This is a genomic window from Nonomuraea sp. NPDC005501 (assembly GCF_040605905.1).
GTDB lineage: Bacteria > Actinomycetota > Actinomycetes > Streptosporangiales > Streptosporangiaceae > Nonomuraea.
Window position 1 is genome coordinate 66,068 of the sequence record NZ_JBEXDT010000007.1, and the last position, 20,681, is coordinate 86,748.

General features: G+C 70.7%; 17 protein-coding genes. 11 read left to right on the forward strand and 6 right to left on the reverse strand.

Annotated elements, in window-relative coordinates; all coding sequences use genetic code 11:
- The first annotated feature begins 156 nt into the window (after positions 1-156).
- The 6 genes from ABZS51_RS06555 to ABZS51_RS06580 all read left to right on the forward strand — a co-directional run bounded on the left by ABZS51_RS06555 (position 157) and on the right by ABZS51_RS06580 (position 9,431).
- Positions 157-6,357, forward strand: coding sequence for an RHS repeat-associated core domain-containing protein (locus ABZS51_RS06555; protein WP_355437119.1), 6,201 nt, complete (start codon positions 157-159; stop codon positions 6,355-6,357).
- A gap of 109 nt (positions 6,358-6,466) precedes the next feature.
- Positions 6,467-7,234 (forward strand): SDR family NAD(P)-dependent oxidoreductase, encoded by a 768-nt coding sequence (locus ABZS51_RS06560; protein ID WP_310710604.1) that lies wholly within the window; start codon positions 6,467-6,469, stop codon positions 7,232-7,234.
- A gap of 103 nt (positions 7,235-7,337) precedes the next feature.
- A complete protein-coding gene (locus ABZS51_RS06565; RefSeq protein WP_355437121.1) occupies positions 7,338-8,132 on the forward strand; it encodes an alpha/beta hydrolase in 795 nt (264 codons plus the stop codon).
- 253 nt (positions 8,133-8,385) lie between these two features.
- Positions 8,386-8,607 (forward strand): hypothetical protein, encoded by a 222-nt coding sequence (locus tag ABZS51_RS06570; protein ID WP_355437123.1) that lies wholly within the window; start codon positions 8,386-8,388, stop codon positions 8,605-8,607.
- On the forward strand, positions 8,544-8,951 hold the full coding sequence (locus tag ABZS51_RS06575) for a hypothetical protein (RefSeq protein WP_355437125.1): 408 nt from the start codon (positions 8,544-8,546) through the stop codon (positions 8,949-8,951). Before ABZS51_RS06570 ends, ABZS51_RS06575 begins: the two co-directional genes overlap by 64 nt.
- Before the next feature lie 96 nt (positions 8,952-9,047).
- Positions 9,048-9,431: a hypothetical protein gene (locus ABZS51_RS06580; RefSeq protein ID WP_355437127.1), complete on the forward strand. Its 384-nt coding sequence runs from the start codon at positions 9,048-9,050 to the stop codon at positions 9,429-9,431.
- 80 nt (positions 9,432-9,511) lie between these two features.
- Here ABZS51_RS06580 and ABZS51_RS06585 read toward each other — a convergent pair whose 3' ends face one another.
- From ABZS51_RS06585 to mce, 3 genes are all read right to left on the reverse strand, one after another.
- On the reverse strand, positions 9,512-10,708 hold the full coding sequence (locus ABZS51_RS06585) for an AI-2E family transporter (protein ID WP_355437129.1): 1,197 nt from the start codon (positions 10,706-10,708) through the stop codon (positions 9,512-9,514).
- A 133-nt stretch (positions 10,709-10,841) separates the two neighbouring features.
- The gene (locus ABZS51_RS06590) at positions 10,842-12,128 is read right to left on the reverse strand and encodes a DivIVA domain-containing protein (protein WP_310710607.1); all 1,287 of its coding nucleotides are present in this window, start codon (positions 12,126-12,128) and stop codon (positions 10,842-10,844) included.
- A 191-nt stretch (positions 12,129-12,319) separates the two neighbouring features.
- Positions 12,320-12,742 (reverse strand): methylmalonyl-CoA epimerase, encoded by a 423-nt coding sequence (mce, locus tag ABZS51_RS06595; RefSeq protein WP_310710608.1) that lies wholly within the window; start codon positions 12,740-12,742, stop codon positions 12,320-12,322.
- Between the two features lie 84 nt (positions 12,743-12,826).
- Here mce and ABZS51_RS06600 point away from each other — a divergent pair, with 84 nt between their 5' ends.
- Complete coding sequence (locus ABZS51_RS06600; protein ID WP_355437132.1) at positions 12,827-14,023, forward strand: acetyl-CoA C-acetyltransferase; 1,197 nt, start codon at positions 12,827-12,829, stop codon at positions 14,021-14,023.
- Positions 14,024-14,039: 16 nt separating this feature from the next.
- Here the strand turns inward: ABZS51_RS06600 and ABZS51_RS06605 are convergent, their stop codons facing one another.
- The 3 genes from ABZS51_RS06605 to ABZS51_RS06615 form a co-directional block, all read right to left on the reverse strand.
- A complete protein-coding gene (locus ABZS51_RS06605) occupies positions 14,040-14,171 on the reverse strand; it encodes a hypothetical protein (RefSeq protein WP_355437134.1) in 132 nt (43 codons plus the stop codon).
- Between the two features lie 146 nt (positions 14,172-14,317).
- Positions 14,318-14,989 carry a DUF4230 domain-containing protein gene (locus ABZS51_RS06610; RefSeq protein WP_355437136.1) on the reverse strand — a complete coding sequence of 224 codons (672 nt, stop codon included), beginning with the start codon at positions 14,987-14,989 and terminating at the stop codon, positions 14,318-14,320.
- Positions 14,990-15,041: 52 nt separating this feature from the next.
- Positions 15,042-16,394, reverse strand: coding sequence for a hypothetical protein (locus tag ABZS51_RS06615; RefSeq protein WP_355437138.1), 1,353 nt, complete (start codon positions 16,392-16,394; stop codon positions 15,042-15,044).
- Between the two features lie 231 nt (positions 16,395-16,625).
- Here ABZS51_RS06615 and ABZS51_RS06620 point away from each other — a divergent pair, with 231 nt between their 5' ends.
- The 4 genes from ABZS51_RS06620 to ABZS51_RS06635 all read left to right on the forward strand — a co-directional run bounded on the left by ABZS51_RS06620 (position 16,626) and on the right by ABZS51_RS06635 (position 20,359).
- Positions 16,626-17,138 carry a MarR family transcriptional regulator gene (locus ABZS51_RS06620; protein ID WP_310710613.1) on the forward strand — a complete coding sequence of 171 codons (513 nt, stop codon included), beginning with the start codon at positions 16,626-16,628 and terminating at the stop codon, positions 17,136-17,138.
- A gap of 96 nt (positions 17,139-17,234) precedes the next feature.
- The gene (locus ABZS51_RS06625; protein WP_355437140.1) at positions 17,235-18,170 is read left to right on the forward strand and encodes a tetratricopeptide repeat protein; all 936 of its coding nucleotides are present in this window, start codon (positions 17,235-17,237) and stop codon (positions 18,168-18,170) included.
- A gap of 26 nt (positions 18,171-18,196) precedes the next feature.
- On the forward strand, positions 18,197-18,826 hold the full coding sequence (locus ABZS51_RS06630) for a cytidylate kinase-like family protein (RefSeq protein WP_355437141.1): 630 nt from the start codon (positions 18,197-18,199) through the stop codon (positions 18,824-18,826).
- 123 nt (positions 18,827-18,949) lie between these two features.
- Positions 18,950-20,359, forward strand: a complete 1,410-nt coding sequence (locus ABZS51_RS06635) for an NAD-dependent malic enzyme (protein ID WP_310710616.1) — start codon at positions 18,950-18,952, stop codon at positions 20,357-20,359.
- The last annotated feature ends 322 nt before the right edge of the window (positions 20,360-20,681 follow it).

The following is a 20,681-nucleotide window of genomic DNA, read 5'->3' on the forward strand; positions in this document are numbered from 1 at the left end:
TCCGCCGGGGGCCTCGACCGAGGCCCCCGGCCCCTTCCACGACCCCTCAGATCTCGCCGAATCCGCCCAATAACCCCCCTTACCGATTGGGTGATCATGGATACACCGTCCGAGTCAGATCTGTCCGAGTCCTATTGGAATCGTTTACAGGGCGCGATGCGCGAGTCGGCGTGGCCACGCCGGCTGGCGGCCGTGCTGTCCGTCCTCGTCCTCGCACCCCTGGCGCCCGCCCAGCCCGCGAGCGCCGCGCCCCGCACGGCACCGGTGGTGCAGAAGGAGAAGCCCGTCACCGGCAAGCCCGTGCCGGTGCTGCCCGAGCTGGCCGACCCGACCGAGAAACAGGCGTGGAAGGCGCCGCCAGGCGTGACCTGGCCCAAGCCGCAGGCCGTCGAGCTGGGTGGCGCCGCCCAGCTCAAGGCCGCCGACTCGTCCTTCCCCGTACGGCTGGCCGAACCCGCGAGCGGCGACGCGAAGACGGCCAAGGCCGCCGACGCCGGTCCGGTACGGGTGGAGCTGCTCGACACCGCGCAGACCCAGCGCGCCGGGCTGCTCGGCGTCGCCCTCCGGGTCTCGCCCGGCCAGGGCGTCGCGGCCAAGGCCGGCAAGACCCGGCTCCAGTTCGACTACTCGGGCTTCCGCTACGCGTTCGGCGGCGACTACGGCTCCCGGCTGCGCATGGTCAAGCTGCCCGACTGCGCGCTGACGGCCACCACAGGAGCGAACTGCCCCCTGCCGGAGCCGGTGCCCTCCAAGAACGACACGAAGGCCGGCACGATCACCGCCGAGCTCGACACCCCCGCCCTGTACGCGGTGACGGCGGCGTCGTCGGGACCGGCGGGCGACCACGCCGCCACCTCCCTCGCCCCGTCGGCGAGCTGGAGCGTCGGAGCCCAGTCGGGTGACTTCAACTGGGACTACGACCTGAGAAGTCCACCGGCGCTGGGCGGCGACGAGCCTGAGCTGTCGATCGACTACTCCTCGCAGAGCGTGGACGGCCGCACCGCCTCCACCAACAACCAGACGTCCTGGGTCGGTGAGGGCTTCGAGCTGAACCCCAGCGGCTACGTCGAGCGCCGTTACAAGTCCTGCATGGTCGACGGCAAGAAGACCGGCGACCTGTGCTGGAGCGGGGAGAACGTCACCCTGTCGCTCGGCAACTCGGCCATCGAGCTGGTGAAGGACGCCACGACCAAGCAGTGGCGGCCCAAGCGCGACGACGGCACCCGCATCGAGTACCTCACCGGCGCCACCAACGGCGACAACAACGGCGAGTACTGGCGCGTCACCGGCGCCGACGGCACCCAGTACACCTTCGGCCTGAACCGCCTGCCCGGCTGGGCCACCGGCAAGCCGGAGACGAAGTCGGTGCAGACGGTTCCGGTGTTCGGCAACAACAGCGGGGAGCCCTGCTACAACAGCACCCCGGCCAACGCCTGGTGCCAGCAGGCCTACCGGTGGAACCTCGACTACGCGGTGGACACCCACGGCAACGCCACCACGTACTGGTACGCCCAGGAGAAGAACTACTACGGCCGTAACATGAAGCCCGAACAGGGCACCGTGTACGACCGCGCCGGGTACCTCACCCGCATCGACTACGGCTACCTGCAGAACGAGCTGTTCACCAAGGCTCCCGCCGCCCGCGTCGTCTTCGACGTGGCCGAGCGCTGCCTGCCCAGCGGCACGATCACCTGCGCCGCCGACCAGCTCAAGAAGGAGACCGCGAGCTCCTGGCCGGACGTGCCGTTCGACCAGATCTGCGACTCCGGCGTGAAGTGCACCGACCGTCTGGCGCCGACGTTCTTCACGCGCAAGCGCCTGACCAAGGTCACCACGCAGATCGTCAACGCCTCGGGCCAGTACACCCCGGTGGACTCCTGGACGCTGACACACCAGTTCCCCGCCTCCGGCGACGGCATGAGCCCGGCGCTGTGGCTGGCGTCGATCCAGCAGAGCGGCCACGTGGGCGGCACGATCACGCTGCCCAAGGTGACGTTCACGGGCGTCCAGCTGCCCAACCGGGTGGACGCCAACGAGGGCCGCGCCCCGCTGGTCAAGTGGCGCGTGCAGGCCGTGAACAACGAGTCCGGCGGCGAGCTGCGCGTCAACTACTCCGCCGCCGACTGCAAGCCCGGCGACGTGCCCACCGCCGACAAGAACACCAGGCGCTGCTTCCCGCAGCGGTGGTCACCGCCGAACGAGGCCGAGGTCACCGACTGGTTCCACAAGTACGTGGTCACGCAGACGATGGAGGTGGACCGCGTCGGCGGCGCGCCGAACGTCGTCACCGACTACGAGTACCTCGACGGCGCCGCCTGGCACTACGCCGAGAACGTCCTCGTCAAGGCCGAGCACCGCACGTGGGCCGACTTCCGGGGATACGGCCGCGTACGGGTGCGCCAGGGTGACGGGCAGGACGCCAAGCGCACGCTGACGGAGTTCCGGTACTTCCGCGGCATGCACGGCGACAAGCAGGCCGACGGCTCCAAGCGCAGCGCGCAGGTCACGGACACCGAGGGCGGCAAGCTCGACGACCTGGACCAGCTCGCGGGCTTCGAGCGGGAGGAGATCCTCTTCGACGGCGACGGCGGGGCCGTCCTGACCGCCACGCTGGAGGAGCCCTGGTCGGTCAAGACCGCCGAGTCCACGCAGGACGGCGTCACCAAGGCCGCGTACGTGGTCGAGCCCAAGTCCATGGTCACCCGCACCGCGCTGGAAGGGGGCAAGTGGCGGCGTACCGGCGAGGAGCGCGCGTACGACACCAAGGGCCTGCTCACCCAGGTGGAGGAGAAGGGCGACCTGGCCACGACGGACGACGACCAGTGCACCCGCTACACCTACGCCCGCAACGACACGAGCTGGATGCTCGACTACACCAGCCGGATCCAGAAGGTCGCCGCCGGCTGCGGCACCGCCGTGTCCAAGCTGGCCGCCGGTGAGATCATCTCCGACGAGAAGGTCCAGTACGACAACAAGGCGTACGGCCAGGCGCCGAGCAAGGGCGACGTGACCACGGTCGAGCACACCGTCTCCGGGGACGGCGCGACGATCGTCGAGAGCACCCACACCTACGACGCCTACGGCCGCGAGACCAGCGAGACCGACGCGGTGGGCACCAAGTCCACCACCACCTACGTCCCGGCGGCGGGCGCGCCCCCCACCGAGGTCAAGGAGGTCAACCAGCTCGGCCACGTCGATCGCACGCTGCTCGAACCGGCCTGGGGAGAGCCGTACGCCGAGATCGACGCGAACAACCGCCGCACCGACATGGAGTACGACGCGCTCGGCCGCCTGATCAAGGTCTGGCAGCCCGACCGCAGCAAGGCGGCCGGGCAGACGCCCAGCACCGAGTTCTCCTACACCATGCGCACCGACGGCCCGAGCGTCGTCACCACGAAGACGCTGAACGCGGACGGCACCTACAGCGCCAGCCACGAGCTGTACGACGGCCTGATGCGCAAGCGCCAGACCCAGGAGCCCGCGCCCCGCGACGACCAGACGCAGGACCCGGCGCTGCGTGACGGGCGCACGATCACCGACACCTTCTACAACTCGCTGGGCGAGGCGGCCAAGTCCAACACCGGCTACTTCGCCACCGGGGCGCCCTCCACCGACCTGCTCGGCGTCGCCGACGCGGATGTGCCGAACCAGGTCGTGGTGACCTTCGACGGCAGCGGGGACGTCAACGCCCAGATCCTCAAGGCGAAGGGCCAGGAGAAGTACCGGGTCAGCACCACGCAGCAGGGCGACCGGATGCACGTGACGCCGCCGCCCGGAGGCACCGCCACGACCCGCATCGGCGACGCCGACGACCGGCTCATCGAGTTGCGCCAGTACAAGGGCGCCACCCCGACGGGCGAGTACGAGGCCACCAAGTACTCCTACGACCACGCCGGCCGCCTGTCCACGGTGACCGACCCGGCGGGCAACGTGTGGCGTCACCACTACGACATGCGCGGCCGCGAGATCAAGATGGAGGACCCGGACAAGGGCGTCACGACGATGACGTACAACGACGCCGACGAGTTGGTCACCACGACCGACTCGCGCGGCAAGACGTTGTACTACGTCTACGACGAGCTGGGCCGCAAGAAGGAGCTGCACGAGGGCTCCGCGACCGGTCCGCTGCTGGCCGAGTGGCAGTACGACGCGCTGGCCAAGGGCCACATGAACGCCAGCGTCCGCTACGTGGGCGGGCAGGCGTACAAGGCCGAGATCAACGCCATCGACACCGACTACCGCCCGCTGCGCGAGACCGTCACCATCCCCGAGCGGGAGGGGAAGCTGGCCGGCTCGTACGTGCTCAACACCCGCTACACGATCGACGACCAGGTGCAGTCCGTCAGCTTCCCGGCCGCCGGCGGGCTGGAGGAGGAGTCGGTCGTCTACAGCTACGACGCGCTCAGCCAGCCGACCAAGGTCACCGGCCTGTCGACGTACGTGAACGCGACCCGCTACTCCAAGCTGGGCGAGACCCTGCAGTACGAGCTGGGCTCCGGGACGAAGAAGACCTGGCTGACCTACACCCACGACGAGGCGACCCGCAGGCTGTCCCGGATGCGGGTGGACAGGGAGGGCGCCCCGGCGACCGACCTGGACCTCAACTACAGCTACGACGCGATCGGCAACATCACCAAGATCGCCGACAAGGGCGCCAGCGGCCCCGACACGCAGTGCTTCACCTACGACCATCTGCGCCAGCTGACCTCGGCGTGGACGGCCAACGACGACTGCGCCAGCGGCACCCCGCAGTCGGACAAGATCGGCGGCGTGGCCCCGTACGCGGTCAGCTACGCCTACGACTCCACCGGCAACCGGCTCAAGGAGACCAAGCACGCCTTCGGCGGCGGGGGCGCGAGCACGCGTGACTACACCTACCCGGCCGCGGGCGGCAAGCAGCCGCACGCGCTGCAGACCGCCGGGCAGGACCTGTTCGAGTACGACGACGCCGGCAACACCACCAGGCGCAAGGTCGGCAACTCCGACCAGAGCCTGGTCTGGGACGCCGAGGGCAACCTGGAGTCGGTGACGGAGGCGGGCAAGACCACGTCCTTCGTGTACGACGCGGACGGCGACCGGCTGATCCGCAAGACGCCGACCGACTCCACGCTCTACATCGACGACATGGAGCTGCGCTTCGACTTCGCCAAGGACGCCGTCGAGCAGACCCGCTACTACACCATCGGCGGCGAGCCCATCGCGGTCCGCACGCCGGACAACCAGGTCTACTTCCTGGCCAACGACCACCAGGGCACCTCGCAGGCCGCGGTGAACGCCGCGACCGGTGAGCTGGCCGTACGGAGGACGACGCCGTTCGGCGAGAACCGGGGCTCGCCCCCGGCGTTCTGGCCGGGGCAGCGCGGGTTCGTGGGCGGCACGCAGGACGCCACCACCGGCCTGGTCCACCTCGGGGCCCGCGAGTACGACCCCAAGCTCGGGCGCTTCCTGTCGGTCGACCCGGTCATGGAGGAGCAGAACCCGCAGCAGCTCAACGCCTACGCCTACGCCAACAACAGCCCCGTCACCATGAGCGACCCCGACGGGCAGCTGTTCTGGGTCGTCGCCGTCATCGTGGTGAGGGTCTCGGCGCAGATCATCGCCAGGAGGCTGGCGATGGCCGCCGCCAGGCGGGCCGCCATCGCGGCGGCGCGTGCGGCGGCCAGGCGGGCCGCCATCGCGGCGGCCAAGCGCCGCGCGCTGGCGGAGGCAAGGAGGAGAGCCGCGGCCGAGGCCAAGAAGCGGGCCTTGGAGGCGGCGAAGAAGAAGGCCGCGGCCGCGGCCAGGAAGAAGCTCCAGGAACAGGCCAAGAAGAGAGCGGCCGAGAGAGCCAGGAAGGCGGCGACGGCACGGGCGCAGCGGCGGGCCGCGGCCGCGGCGAGAAGAGAGGCGAGGAGAAAGGCCGCCGACGCGGCGGCGAAGCGCCGGGCCTCCGCGGCGGCCAGGACCCGCAACAGGCGCTCCGGCCACGTCCCCAGGGGAATCCAGCAGGCCCGGCAGCGTCCGGCGCAGCGGCCCACGAGTCACAGGGCGCAGCAGCGGCAGGCACCGCCCAGGGACAGCCGGCAGCCGATGCAGCCACGGCCGAGCCAGATCTACCGCAACGACGGCTCGACCCAGCCGACCCAGTCCTACACCGTCTACCGCGACGGCCGGATGTACCCCGACGGACCGCCGCCCGCGGCCCGGCCCGGCGGCTCCGGCCAGGGTGAGCGGCAGATCTTCAGACCGGAGAAGATCGAGCCGGAGAACACCAGGACGGGCACGATCGCCGAGACCGGCTTCAAGGTGACGCAATACATGGACAAGAGCGGTCTGGCCGACGCTCTGGACATCATCTTCGGAGGGTTGGGAGGCTGACCAGCCTGTGACAGGACGCCGGCGCGGGACCCTCGTGGGCCCGCGCCGGTGGCGTTCCCGGGCGCCGAGTCCATAGAATCTTATTCGGTTTCGATTTCGAGGAGGCGGCGTGGGCGCGTTCGATCTCACTGGCAAGCAGGCTCTGGTCACCGGGGCGTCGAAGGGCATCGGACGGGCCATCGCGCTCGCCTACGCCGAGGCGGGAGCGGACGTGGCCCTCGTGTCCCGCTCGGCCGACTCCCTGTCCGAGGTAGCCAAGGAGGTCGAGGCCCGTGGCCGGCGTGCCCTGGTGATCCCCGCCGACCTCACGGACCGCGAGGCCGCCGCGGACGCCGTACGGCAGGCCGTCGAGGGACTCGGGCACGTCGACATCGTCGTCAACAACGCGGGCGGCTCGAACTTCATGGTCGAGTTCAAGGACCTGCGGCTGTCCGGGTGGGACAAGCTCATGCGGCTCAACCTCGACTCGGCCATGGTCGTCTGCCACACGATCGCCCCGCACCTGCTCGAACGCGGCAGCGGCTCGGTGATCAACGTCGCGTCGGTGGCCGCGCTCGGCGCCCCCTTCCTCGCCGGCTACGCGGCGGCGAAGGCCGGCCTGGTGGCGCTCACCAGGACGCTGGCGGTCGAGTGGGCGCAGTCGGGCGTCCGGGTCAACGCCCTGTGCCCCGGCTGGACGGCCACCGAGCTCAACCGCAACCTGTGGGAGGACGAGGCGGCGAGCCGCGCCACGGTCGGCGGGGTTCCGATGCGCCGCTGGGGGACGCCGGAGGAGATGGCGCATCCGGCGGTGTTCCTGGCCGGGGACGCGTCGGCGTACGTGACGGGTCAGGTGCTCTTCGTGGACGGAGGGTCCACGGCCATCGGTGCGAGCTGACCTGTCGTTTTCCGGTAGACCCGGGGAAGCGGTCGTCTATAACCGGGTATATCGGTATGTGACGTGAAGTGATTGTCTGAGGGAACCGGTCTACCGTGTGATCGTGCAGCTCTACACGAGATCAGCGGGAACCGGCCTGCCGGTCGTACTGCTCCACGCCTTCCCCCTCTCCTCCGCCATGTGGCTGGCGCAGCGCGAAGGGCTGGCGGCCACCTGCCGCGTCATCACGCCCGACCTGCGCGGCTTCGGGGGATCGCGGCTGGGCGAGGACGAGCCCTCCGTGGACGCGATGGCCGACGACGTGGCCGCGCTGCTCGACCAGGAGGGCATCGACCAGGCGGTGGTCGGCGGCCTGTCGATGGGCGGGTACGTGACGATGGCCTTCTGCCGGCGTCACCCCGACCGGGTCCTCGGCGTCGTCCTGGCCGACACCAAGGCCGGCCCCGACCCGCAGCCGGCCCGCGACAACCGCGAGCGCATCGCCCAGGCGGTGCTGTCCGGCGGCACCGACGTGCTCCTCACCGACGTGCTGCCCGCGCTCATGGGGCCGACCACCAAGGATCGGCGGGCCATGGTCGTGGGCCGGGTCAAGGGCCTCGTCCAGTCCGCGCCGCCCGGGGCGGTGGCCTGGGCGCAGCGCGCCATGGCGGCCCGCCCCGACTCCGCCGCCACCCTGGCCGCCCTCAAGGTGCCGCTGCTCGTCATCGTGGGGGAGGAGGACGAGCTGGCGCCGCCCGCCGAGGCCGAGGCCATGGTCCGCGCCGCGCCGCACGGACGGCTGGAGGTCATCCCGAAGGCCGGTCACCTGAGCGCGGTCGAGCAGCCCGAGGCGTTCAACGCGGCGGTCACCGAGTTCCTCACGACCGAGCTCGGCGAGGCGGCACGATCGCCCGGATGATCAGGGCCGGGCCTGACGGGATGATCTCAGTGTCACGCTTGTAGTGCCCGCTAATGCGGGTCCAGAACGCCTGACTCAGGGATGATCTGCCGGAACGTGCATGGCTTGTGCCTGACCTGTCCACGGTGGCCTGGTCCTCGACATAGGCCGGGCCGGACGGCATGACTTGATAGGAGCCTGGCAGTTCCCTCAACTGAGATATGTCCGCCGACCAGCCCGGATGTCGTCCCCCTGCATGAAGGAGACAGCGTCCATGATGGTGATCGGTATCGATCCGCACAAGCGCACCCACACCGCGGTCGCCGTCGATGAAGTCGGCCGCAAGAAGGACGAACGCACCGTTCAGGCTCGCGACCACGGGCACGTCCAGCTGCTGGTCTGGGCCCGCAAACTCGTGCCCGAAGAGCGCGTGTGTGGCCGATCCGCCTGCTCGTCGATCACCGTGAGGCACTCGTTGCCGAGCGCACCAGGCTGATCAACCGCGTGTTGTGGCTGGTCCACGACCTCAACCCGGACATGGCGGCCGCGGTGACCAAACTCAAGCAGGTCACCACCCGCCGAAACCTCACCGCGCAACTCCAAGCCCTGCCGGCCACCGCTGCCCGCCGCGTCGCGCTGGCTCAGATCGCTCTCATCGACTCGCTCAGTATCGAGATCGACGCCGCCACCGGCTCAACATGGGCGGCAACCGGCAACTCAACACCGCCTTGCACCGCATCGCCATCACCCAAGCTCGCTGCCACGAAGGCGCCCGCGCGCTGCTCCAACGACGCCAGGAAACCACCCGAGACACCGCCAAGGGCGGCTTCCGCGTTCTGAAACGGCACCTGTCAGACGTGATCTTCCGCGCCCTCACCGCCGACCACCACGCCCACGACGACGTGACATAGACAGGTCCCGAGTAGCTTGACGCCCGTGGAGGAAGAACATCCGGGCAAACAGCGGGTGCAGTGGCCCGATAAACGCAAGGACGTGCTCGAGGCACTACGAGCCTTAGGTGACCGCGACTACCAGGACCAACACTGGCGGTCCGGGAAGGGATGGCCGGACCTCACCGCTGCCGTGCACTGGCTCATCGACGACACCTTCATCGACCAACGCGGCGCACGAGCACTGATCCCGCACCTTTTCCTCGATCAACGAGAAGCCGACCTCGTGCAGACGGTCGTTGATGCCCTCTTGCACGTCCTTGATGACTTCGGCCCTGCCGCTCCAGACAACGCCTACCTCGACCATCCTGGATGGATCAACATCCTGCATGCGGCCGGCGCTGCTCACGCAGCTTTATCGTCCGACTGACAGCACATGTGACGACGGCTCCAAGACGCCCAGAGCCACGATAGATACCAACCCAGCCAACCCCCTTGCACATAGGAGCGTCAGGCCTCAGCTTGGCGAGGCAGGACGATCTCCCGGATGATCAGCGCGATGGCGGCGGCGACCGGGATGGCCAGCAGCGCGCCGACGATGCCGAGCAGCGCGCCGCCGACCAGCGCGGCGATCACCGTCACCGCGGGCGTCACGTCCACCGAGCGCTTCATCACCCGCGGGTAGACGAGGTAGTTCTCGATCTGCTGGTACACGACGAAGAAGATCGCGCACGCGATGCCCAGGGGCAGCGACTGGAGCAGCGCCACCGCGGAGACCAGCACCGCGCCGATGGTGGCGCCCACCAGCGGGATCAGGTCCGTCAGCGCCACCACCAGCGCCAGCGCCAGCGCGTACCTGACGCCGAGGATCGACAGGAAGATCCACGTCAGCGCGCCCGCGATGATCGAGATGATCACGTTGCCCGCGACGTAACCGCCGATGCCGGCCAGGATCTGCTCCGACAGCGCCGCCGTCCGGTCCCGCCGCGAGGCCGGCACGAGCCTGAGCAGGTACGCCTTGATCGTGTGCAGCGAGCCGAGGAAGTACAGCATCAGCACGAGCAGCGTCACCGTGGTGAACACTCCGTCGAGCACCACCAGCCCCGCCCCGACGACGCCGCTGGCCAGCCACGGGCCGACCGTGCCGGTGACGAACTGGGCCAGCTTCGGCAGGATCTGGTAGTCGGCGTCGAGCCGGCGCAGGGTCGGATGGTTGCTCAGCTCGCTCACGTAGCCGGGCACCGCCGCGACGAAGTCGGCCAGCTCCTTGCTCACCGGCGGCACCACGGCCAGCCCGAACAGCACGAAGCCCACGATGACGCCGGCGAACACGATCGAGATCGCGCCCCGCCGGGCCAGGCCGCGCCGCTGCAACGCCTCGACGGCCGGGTTCAGCCCCACGGCCAGGAACATCGCCACCACGACGAGGACGATGACGCTGAGCGAGGCGACCACCATCTGCGCGATGGCGATCGCCGTCAGCACACCGAGCCCGCCGACCAGCCCGAACAGGAACGGCCCGCGAGCCAGCGGCTTGCCCGGCAGCCCGTACGCCGCCGAGCCCTCGGCCGACCGGCCTTCGGGCGACCGGCCTTCGGGTGGCCGGCCTTCGGACGACCGGCCTTCGGGCGGCGGGGTGGAGGCGGAGGACGGCGGCCGGTCGGCTGCCGGGTCCTGGGCGGCGTCGGACGCGACGTCTGCGGACAAGGAGGGCTCCTGGAGGTCGGGGGGCGGCGGACCAGGCGCCGGAGCCCGGAAGGGGCCGGCAACAGAAAGAGAGCCTAGCGACCACCCGGTCGCCAGGCTCTCTCAGCCGTCATTCACCCCCCGGTGATGCGGGCTACTCCTGCCACCACTCCGCGTCGTCCTCGGCCTTGGCCTCCTGCTTGGCGGCCGGGGCGGGCGCGAGCGGCTTGTCGCTGACCGGCGCCGACAGCGCGGGCTTCGGCGGGGCCGCCGTGACCGCGGGCTCGGGCTCCATGCCCGGCAGCGCGGCGCCGCCCAGCAGCTGGCGCAGCTGCGCCAGGTGGCTGGTGATGCTGTCGCGCTGGCGGGTGAGCTCGTCCACCTGACGCTGCATGGACGAGCGGGTGCGCTCGGCCTCGTTCTTGGCCTCGGTGACGATCGTCTCGGCGCTCGACTTCGCCTCGGACACGATCTGGTCGGCGTTCTTGCGGGAGTTGGCGACCAGCTGCTTGGCGTGCAGGTCGGCCTCGCGGCGGGTCTGCTCGGCCTGCTGGGTGGCCTTGGTGGCCCGGGACTCGGCCGTCGCGGCGCGCTGCTCGGCCTCGGCGACCAGCTTCTGCGTCGCGGCCTGCGCGGTGGCGTGGCGCTCCGCCTCCTGGCGCTCCGCCTCCTCACGCCGGGACGCGAGCTGGATCTCGAACTCCGCCTCGTCCTGCGCCCGCTTGGCCTCGGACTCCTCCAGGACCCGCTGCGCCTGCGCCCGCATCTCGTCGGCCTGCCGCTTGGCCGTGGTCAGCACCTCGTCACGCTCGCGCTTGGTCGAGGCCCGCAGCTGAGCGACCTCGCGCTCGGTGGTGGTGCGCAGCTTGGCGATCTCACGCTCGGCGTCGGCCCGCTTCTCGGCCACCTCGTGGTCGGCGGTGGCCCGCAGCTTGGCGACCTCCCGCTCGGTGGTGCTGGTCAGCTCGTCGGCCTCGCGGCGCGCGGTCGAGCGGATGTCCTCCGCCTCGCGCTCCGCGGTGGTGCGCATCTCGTCGCTCTCGCGGGTGGCCTGCGCGCGCTTCTCGGCCGCCTCCGCCTCGGCGGCCGCCCTCATGTCGGCGGCCTCGACCTTGGCCGCCGCCTTGATCTCGTTGGCCTCGGATCTCGCAGCCTGGACCAGCTCGGTGGCCTGCTCCTCGGCCAGCCGCAGCAACTGCTCGATGCGGGCGCCCAGACCGGAGTAGGTGGGGCGCTCCTGCTCCTGGAGCTGGCGCTGGGAGTCGGACAGATCGCGCTGCAGGGTGGAGACCTGCTCCCGAGCCTGGCGCAACTCGCCGTCGAGCTGCTTCAGGTGATCATGAACCTGGTGACGGTCATAACCACGGAGGACCACGTCGAACTCGCGTGCGGGGGCGTCCTCGAAGAAGTTGTTGAGCTGGGCGTCGATGTCGGACTGCATGGAGGCTCGATCCTGGGTTGTCGAGACGGCTACACGGGCCGGACGGGGGGTTCGGGGCAGCCGAGCCGGGAGCCTGTGCCTCACGGCAGGCCCCATGTCCGGTGAAAGGCCAGAGTACTCCGCCGGTGCCGAGTCTGAAGCCCCGTCCAACTTTCTGCGCGACTAGTTACATATGAACGTTTTTTGCGTTGTTACGACCTGGTCGCCTGGACCAGCTCCGTCAGCATTCCTCCCACGTCCTTCGGATGCAGAAACGCGATCTGCGAGCCCATCGAGCCGTGCCGGGGCCGCTCGTCCAGGACACGTACGCCTTTCCCGCCGATTCTATCGATCGCCTCAACCACATCAGGCACCCCGAAGGCCACATGATGCACACCCTCGCCGCGCTTCGCGAGGAACTTGCCGACGGGGGAGTCGGGCGACAGCGGCTCCAGGAGCTGGATGTAGGAGCCGCCGCCCTCGCCGTCGGCGATGTGCAGCATGGCCTCCTTGACCCCCTGCTCCTCGTTCACCTCCCGCGCGACGACGCTGAGCTCGAACGTCTCGGAGAAGAGCGCGATCTTCTCCTCCAGGTCGTGACAGGCGATCCCGATGTGGTCGATCCGCATGAACATGTGTGGTCAGCCTCCATAGCCGTCGAGCGTGCACCCGTGGGTATGGTGTCAAAGAACCCCTTGCCCGCACAGGAGGCCGTCGCCATGTCTGGTTCCGTCATCGTCGCCGGAGCGCGCACCCCGATCGGCAGGCTCCTCGGGGCGCTGTCCGGGCTGCAGGCCGTGGAGCTGGGAGGCATCGCCATCAAGGCCGCGCTGGAGCGCGCCGGCGTGGCGCCCGGGGACGTCGAGTACGTCATCATGGGCCAGGTCCTCCAGGCCGGCGCCGGGCAGATCCCCTCCCGCCAGGCCGCCGTCCGGGCCGGCATCCCCATGACCGTCCCCTCGGTCACCATCAACAAGGTTTGCCTGTCCGGCCTCGACGCCATCGCGCTGGCCGACCAGCTCATCCGCGCGGGCGAGTTCGACATCGTCGTCGCGGGCGGCATGGAGTCGATGAGCAACGCCCCGCACCTGCTGCCGGGGCTGCGCAGGGGCGTCAAGTACGGCGGCTCCGAGATCGTCGACTCGATGGCCCATGACGGCCTGTTCTGCGCGTTCGACCAGTGCGCGATGGGCGAGTCCACCGAGCGCTACAACGCCCGCCTCGGCATCGGCCGCGAGGAGCAGGACTCCCTGTCGGCCCGCTCGCACCAGCTCGCCGCCGCGGCCGTCAAGAACGGCGTCCTCGAGGACGAGATCGTGCCCGTCGAGGTCCCGCAGCGGCGCGGCGAGCCGCTGGTCGTCAAGGACGACGAGGGCGTGCGCGGCGACACCACGGTGGAGACGCTGGCCAAGCTGCGCCCGGCGTTCGCGGCCGACGGCACGATCACGGCGGGGTCGTCCTCGCAGATCTCCGACGGCGCCTGCGCGGTCGTCGTCATGTCGCGCGCCAAGGCCGAGGAGCTGGGCCTGCCGTGGCTCGCGGAGATCGGCCGGCACGGCAACGTCGCCGGTCCCGACGCCTCGCTCCAGTCCCAGCCGGCCAACGCCATCAAGCAGGCCCTGCTCAAGCAGGACCTCACGGTCGCCGACCTGGACCTGGTCGAGATCAACGAGGCGTTCGCCAGCGTGGTGCTCCAGTCGGCCAAGGAGCTGGACCTGCCGCTGGACAAGGTCAACGTCAACGGCGGCGGCATCGCGCTGGGCCATCCCATCGGCGCCTCGGGGGCGCGCATCGTGCTCACCCTCGCCCACGAGCTGCGCCGGCGCGGCGGTGGGCTGGGCGCGGCCGGCCTGTGCGGAGGAGGCGGCCAGGGCGACGCCCTGATCATCCGCGTCCCGTCCGAGGACGAGAGCTAACCGTCGTGGGAGAGGGTCACGAGAACAGCTTGGAGATCAGCGACCGCCGGCGGCCGCTCACCTGACGGGCGAGGCGGTGGTCGTCGGCGACGCGCCGCAGCTCCTCCGCGCGGTTCTTCATGACGAGGTACTCGAGTTCGGCGTGCATCAGTCCGGCTCCCGGATCTTGAGGTGCTTGTTGCCTGCACTCTCAAGACTCGTCCTAAGGCCCGTCCGCCCACATCGGGCGGATGCCCTATCCCTGGACACCCATGGACGGACGGGCACGGCCTGAGGTACCTAGGGGTGCCTAGGTCACGGCTCGTCGCTGAACTTCACCGTCACCTTGGTGAACCCGAGCGACTTCAGCAGCCCCTCCAGCATGGCCTTGGTGTTGGTGTCGGCCCGCCTGCGCAGGTCGCTGGCGGCCGCCGCCTCGGCGATCTTCTTCTCGGCCAGCACGTACACCTCCCTCTGGTCGCCCGGCGAGGACGACAGGAAGTCCTGCACCCGGTCGAGCAGCCCGCGCTGCTGCGCGAAGACGTACGAGCGGCTGTTGTCCAGGTTGGGCTTCTCCAACTGGGAGCGCGGCAGGCGGATCGTGACCTGGGTCCGGTCCGGCGACACCGTCACGGCGTCGGCCGCGAGTCCCGAGAAGTCCACGTACGCGTCGACGCCGCCCGCCCCCACGAACAGCGTCCGGGTGCCCTTGACGGCGTCGGGCAGGAAGTTGGCGTCCTTCTCCAGGTCGACCACGACCTGGAAGCTGCCGGTCGCGGCCTCGAAGCGGCTCAGGTCCTTCATGGACTGGAGCAGGACGGGCTGGCTGCGGTCGATGGTCCGCTCGCCGGTGGGGTCCAGCCAGGTCCACGCCAGCCGGCCGCCGACCACGAGCAGGACCGCGAGGACCAGCAGGCCGGCCACGTATCGCCACCTGCGGCGCCGCCCCGGTGAGACCGTGGCGGGCGCCGTACGGGATGTCGTCATACGGTGTTGACTACCCGGACGTGGATCATCATTGCCAGCCGTTTGGTGACATCTACGGTCTCCAGTCGGTCACGGGCGCGTCGCCCGCGTCCGGATAGACCGGATACACCTGCTGGGGGGAGCCCGCGGTCGTGGCCACCCGGGCCGCCCCCGACCGGCCCCGCGGCGTCTCGGCGGGGCCGCCGCCGAAGTGGGTGCTCGACAGCCTGCACGACTGGAAGTCGCTGAAGAACATGCGCAGCCACTCGCGCCGCTGGTGCTCGCTCAGCCCGGAGAACCACGCCGCCGCGTACTCGTGCTCCGGCAACGGCCCTCCGGGCAGCGGCTCGCCCCGCAGCCACGCCATCACGATCTCCCGGTAGCCGTCGGCCGGGGTGCCGGTGCACTTGGCCGCCAGCGACTCGACGTACTCGTACGACGCCTCGTCCGCGAAGCCCGCCGACAGGTCGCGCACGTGGATGGGCGCCAGTCCGGGCACCGGCCTCAGCTCGTCCTCCAGCGGCCGCTGCTCGACCCGCGTGAACGCCGCCGGGGTGCCCGCCAGCCGCGAAGCGATCTTGGTGAAGGCCGCCCCCAGCTCGGTCAGTCCCGCCCGCATGGCCGGATGGAGGCAGACGGTGATCGGCCACTCCTGACAGGAGTAGGCGATGTCCTGCGCGGCGGCCGGCTTGGGCGCGCCCAGCAGCCGCGCCACCCCGGTGCCGGCCGCGAGCACGGCCAGCAGCGCGCAGGCCAGCACCAGCGCCTGCCGGGTCACCATCGCGGCCCAGCCGAGCAGCAGCGCCGTCGTGATGCCGAGCAGCCAGATCGTCTGGTCGAGGAACGCCGCGCCGCCGCTCATCTGGAACAGGTCGTACGGCCGGCCGGCGCCCGGAGTGAGCCGGTCGGTCCAGCCACCGCCGGCGGCGAGCCGGCTGAACAGCAGGTAGCAGCCCAGCCCCGCGAGCGGCGGCGTGATCGCCACGGGCGCGAACCAGCCCGCGACCCACCCGATCACCGAGTAGAGCGCCAGCCCGGCCATGCCCACGCCCAGCCCCGGCAGGCCGAGCGGCCCGGCCTGCTCGGTGAGGACCGTCTTGACCGCCAGCACCAGCACGGTCGCGGCGAACGACCCGAGCACCACCACCACGATCGCCAGCGGCGCCTTGAGCGCCCGCCACGCGCCGATCGTCCGGCCGCGCAGCGCCTTCCGCTTGCGCAGCGCCACCCAGGCGGCGAAACCGGCCGCCACGGGCCCGGTCAGCCGGAGCGAGCCGATGACCGCGGCCACGATGTTCTCCCACGCGTCCACGCCAGGGATCAGGACGCTCCATGCCGCGGCCAGACCGAGCGCCATGAGCACGGCGACGGTGACGGCCGCGCTCTGTTTCAGTTCCTCACGTGTGACGCCCGCGTGCTCACGCACGCGATCTCCCCTTGAAGTCCATCAAGCACCCCCCGTGCCCCGTAGGCGAACGCGGAACGTCAGCAGTCCGGCAGGTCCCCACCGCCGATGGACTTGGTGTCCGCGTCACCGTTTGATGCGAGAACCATAACTGAGCGTGATGATTGACGTCCGGATTCTTGGCCAAGCAGTGAATGCGATAGCTCAGAGTAACCAGACGAATGGGGACGAGCGGCGCGCTACCGTAGCGCTGTGTCGCAGCCGAAGCCGCTCAACCTGCCGTTCGATCCCATCGAACGCGCCGCGCAGACCTGGCGTGTTCACTTCGGACCCTCTTCCGCCATGGCCGCCGTCACTTCGATCATGAGAGCGCATCAGATCCTCCTGTCGCAACTTGACTCGCTCCTGAAGCCGTACGACTTGACCTTCGCGAGGTACGAGGCGCTGGTGCTCTTGACCTTCAGCAGGACGGGGGCGCTCCCGCTGTGGAAGATCGGAGAGCGTCTCATGGTGCATCCGACCAGCGTCACGAACACCGTTGACCGGCTCGAGAGGTCCGGACTGGTCAGCCGCATGCGCAACCCCAAGGACGGCCGCGGCGTGCTGGCGGAGATCACCGACGCGGGACGCGACGTCGTGCGCCGCGCCACGGCCGACCTGATGGCGGGCGACTTCGGCCTGTCCATGTACGGGGAGGACGAGTTGCACGCCATGTTCGACCAGTTGCGCACGCTCCGGGTGGCCGCGGGCGACTTCGGGGAGTGATCGGCGGTGCGGGCGCGCGGCGTCCGGATTCGGCCCGTGGCGGACGGCGGCCCTCGCTGGCGTTCCCGCGTCGTGGCATGCGGCAAGATGAGGAGCATGGCGGACTTCTCTAGGCCCGGGTCGCTCTACGGAGCGGTGGACCTGGGCGCGCGCAAGCAGGCTCTGGACGCGCAGGCCCGGCGGGAGACCGCGGGCCCGCAGGCGGCCTCCTCGGCCTCGATCGTCGACGTGACCGAGGAGACCTTCACGACCGACGTCATCGACCGCTCGATGAGCGTGCCCGTCGTGCTCGACCTGTGGTCGCCGCGGGCGCCGGGCAGCGCCCAGCTGAGTCCCGTGCTGGAGAAGGTGGTCGGGTCCATGGGCGGCCGGGCCGTCCTGGCCAGGATCAACGTCGACGCCAGCCCGCAGATCGCGCAGGCGCTGCGCGTGCAGGCGGTGCCGACCGTGCTCGCCGTCTTCCAGGGGCAGGCGGTGACCGGCTTCCAGCAGGTGCTGCCCGAGCAGGAGGTGCGCCGCTGGCTCGACGAGCTGATGGGCGCGGTCGAGCAGTTCTACGAGGCCAACCCCGACGCCAGGCCGGCCCAGGGCGACGGCGAGCAGGCGCCCGAGGCGCCTCCGGCCGACCCCGACCTGCTGGCCGCCGAGCAGGCCATCGAGCAGGGCGACCTCGACGCGGCCGAGACCGCCTACGAGCGGCTGCTGGCCCGCGTGCCCAGCGACGAGGACGCCAAGATGGGCCTGGCGGGCGTCCGACTGATCAAGCGCACCACCGGCGCCGACCCGGCCGACGTGCAGCGGCGGCTGGCCGACCCGGCCGACATCGACGCCCACCTGCTCGCCGCCGACATGGAGATGCTGTCCGGCTCGGTCGACGAGGCGTTCGCCCGCGTCGTGGCCGTCGTCAAGCGCACCTCCGGCGACGAGCGCGACAGGGCGCGGCGCCACCTGCTCGGCCTGTTCGAGACGCTCCCGGCCGAGGACCCGTCCCTGGCCAAAGCGCGCAGGGCCCTGGCCAACGCGCTGTTCTGACCTTCGCGCTGTTCTAACCTGAGGGTGTGCGGGTCGTCACCATCTCGGCGACGTACGGCACGGCGGGCGGCCACATCGGCCCCGCCGTGGCCGAGTGCCTCGGCGTGCCGTTCGTCGACCGGGCGATCCCCGGCGCCGTGGCCGAGGAGCTCGGCTGCACCCTGGAGGAGGCGCTGGCCCACGACGACCGCGCCGCGCACGGCCTGGCCAGGCTGCTGGCCGGGGCGATGCGGCTGCCCACGGTGACCTTCGGCGGCGTGGACGTGTACATGGCGGGCGCCATGCCCCTGGCTCCCGAGGAGTTCGTCCGGCGCACCGAGCAGGTGCTCCAGGAGATGGCCCGCGCCCAGGGCGGCGTCTTCCTGGGCCGGGCCGGCGCGATCGTGCTCGCCGACCATCCCGGCGCCCTGCACGTGCGGCTCGACGCGCCGTTGCGGCGACGGGTGCTCCAGACGGCCACGCTGAGGGACCTCGACGAGCGCGAGGCGCTCAAGATGATCGAGCGCAACGACCGCGCCCGCACCGCCTACGTGCGCCACTTCTACCGGGCCGACGCGGCCGACCCGAGCCTCTACCACCTCGTGATCGACAGCACGAGCATCCCCGTGCCGGCCTGTGTCGATCTGATCGTCACGGCGGCCGAAGCGCTGTCCTGACCGCGCTCTCCCCACCGGTGACGACGGGCTCCGCACACCCGTGACGACGGCCGGGGCGTCGGCCTGACCGTGTTCCCCCTACCATAGGAGAACTTCTTGGTCAGGCCCGAAGGAGCGATTGACGTGGCGACCGTCCCGAGTGTGTCGTACTCCATCACTGTGCGGCTGGAGGTGCCGGCAGGCGGCAAGGCCGTCAGCCAGCTCACCCACGCCGTAGAGTCGGCGGGCGGCGTGGTCACCGCCCTCGACGTCACCAACGCGGGCCACGAGAAGCTCCGCATCGACGTCACCTGCGCGGCGCGCGACACCGACCACGCCCAGGCCATCGTCGACCAGCTGGAGGCCGTCGAGGGCGTCGTCATCCACAAGGTCTCCGACAGGACCTTCCTCATGCACCTCGGCGGCAAGATCGAGATGGTGTCGAAGGTGCCGCTGCGCAACCGCGACGAGCTGTCCATGGCGTACACGCCGGGCGTGGCCCGGGTCTCGCTGGCGATCGCCCGCAACAAGGAGGACGCGCGCCGGCTGACCATCAAGCGCAACACGGTCGCGGTCGTCACGGACGGCTCGGCGGTGCTGGGCCTCGGCAACATCGGCCCGGAGGCGGCGCTGCCGGTCATGGAGGGCAAGGCGGCGCTGTTCAAACGCTTCGCCGGCATCGACGCCTGGCCGCTCTGCCTCGACACGCAGGACGTCGACGAGATCGTCCGGACCGTGCAGCTCATCGCGCCCGGCTTCGGCGGCATCAACCTGGAGGACATCTCGGCGCCGCGCTGCTTCGAGGTGGAGCGGCGGCTGCGCGAGCTGCTCGACATCCCGGTCTTCCACGACGACCAGCACGGCACGGCAATCTGCGTGCTCGCCGCGCTCACCAACGCGCTCCGCGTGGTGGGCAAGTCCATCGAGGACGTGCGGATCACCATGGCGGGGGCCGGCGCGGCCGGCAACGCGGTGCTGCGGCTGCTGCTCGCGGCCGGCGCCCGCAACGTCGTGGTCTGCGACTACCTCGGCGCCGTCCACAAGGGCCGCGACGACCTCGACGAGTCGCTGAGGTGGATCGCCGAGCACACCAACGCCGAGGGCTACTCCGGCGACCTGCGCGGCGCGGTCAAGGACGCGGACGTGTTCGTGGGGGTGTCGGCGCCGGGCATCCTGACGGGCGACGACGTCGCCACGATGGCGCGCGACGCGGTGGTCTTCGCCCTGGCCAACCCGGAGCCGGAGGTGTCGCCGGACGACGCCCGCGAGCACGCGGCCGTGGTGGCGACGGGCCGCTCCGACTACCCCAACCAGATCAACAACGTGCTGGCCTTCCCGGGCGTCTTCCGAGGGCTGCTGGACGCGCAGGCCACGGAGGTGTCGACGCAGATGCTGCTGGCCGCCGCCGGGGCGCTGGCCGCCGTCGTGACGCCCGAGGAGCTGGGTCCCAACTACATCATCCCGAGCGTGTTCCACCCGGACGTGGCGGGCGCGGTCGCGGCGGCGGTCCGCGAGTCCGCCGGCGGCCGCGCGCGCGGCTTCACCGAGGCATAAAAGGGATCGTCTTCTACGGCACAGCCTGGCAGGCCCCGGTCGCCGTAAGGGCTGGGGGCCTCCAGGGAGACGGCCGCTGACCGGATGGGGGCGCGCCGCCGTAACGCCGCCCCCTTGACCGGGCCTTCCGTGACCGCTGCCCGTCACCCGCGCAGGGTTGTCGCCGGCGCCCGGTTGCCGCCCGCGCCGTCACCCGTGCCAGGGCCGACACGGCCGCGTCCGGAGAAGCTCGGCGCCTCGGTCACCCGCATGTCGCCACCCCCGCTTCCAGCCACGCCCGCGGCCCCTGGGGCCGACCGACTCGGCGCCCCGGTGGGCGGCA

Excerpts from the sequence above, each read along its gene's own strand:
- ABZS51_RS06610 (WP_355437136.1), bottom strand. The coding sequence starts at position 14,989 with ATGACGACATCCCGTACGGCGCCCGCCACGGTCTCACCGGGGCGGCGC.
- ABZS51_RS06590 (WP_310710607.1), bottom strand. The coding sequence starts at position 12,128 with ATGCAGTCCGACATCGACGCCCAGCTCAACAACTTCTTCGAGGACGCC.
- ABZS51_RS06625 (WP_355437140.1), top strand. The coding sequence starts at position 17,235 with ATGGCGGACTTCTCTAGGCCCGGGTCGCTCTACGGAGCGGTGGACCTG.
- ABZS51_RS06600 (WP_355437132.1), top strand. The coding sequence starts at position 12,827 with ATGTCTGGTTCCGTCATCGTCGCCGGAGCGCGCACCCCGATCGGCAGG.
- ABZS51_RS06570 (WP_355437123.1), top strand. The coding sequence starts at position 8,386 with ATGATGGTGATCGGTATCGATCCGCACAAGCGCACCCACACCGCGGTC.
- ABZS51_RS06555 (WP_355437119.1), top strand. The coding sequence starts at position 157 with ATGCGCGAGTCGGCGTGGCCACGCCGGCTGGCGGCCGTGCTGTCCGTC.
- ABZS51_RS06605 (WP_355437134.1), bottom strand. The coding sequence starts at position 14,171 with ATGCACGCCGAACTCGAGTACCTCGTCATGAAGAACCGCGCGGAGGAG.
- mce (WP_310710608.1), bottom strand. The coding sequence starts at position 12,742 with ATGTTCATGCGGATCGACCACATCGGGATCGCCTGTCACGACCTGGAG.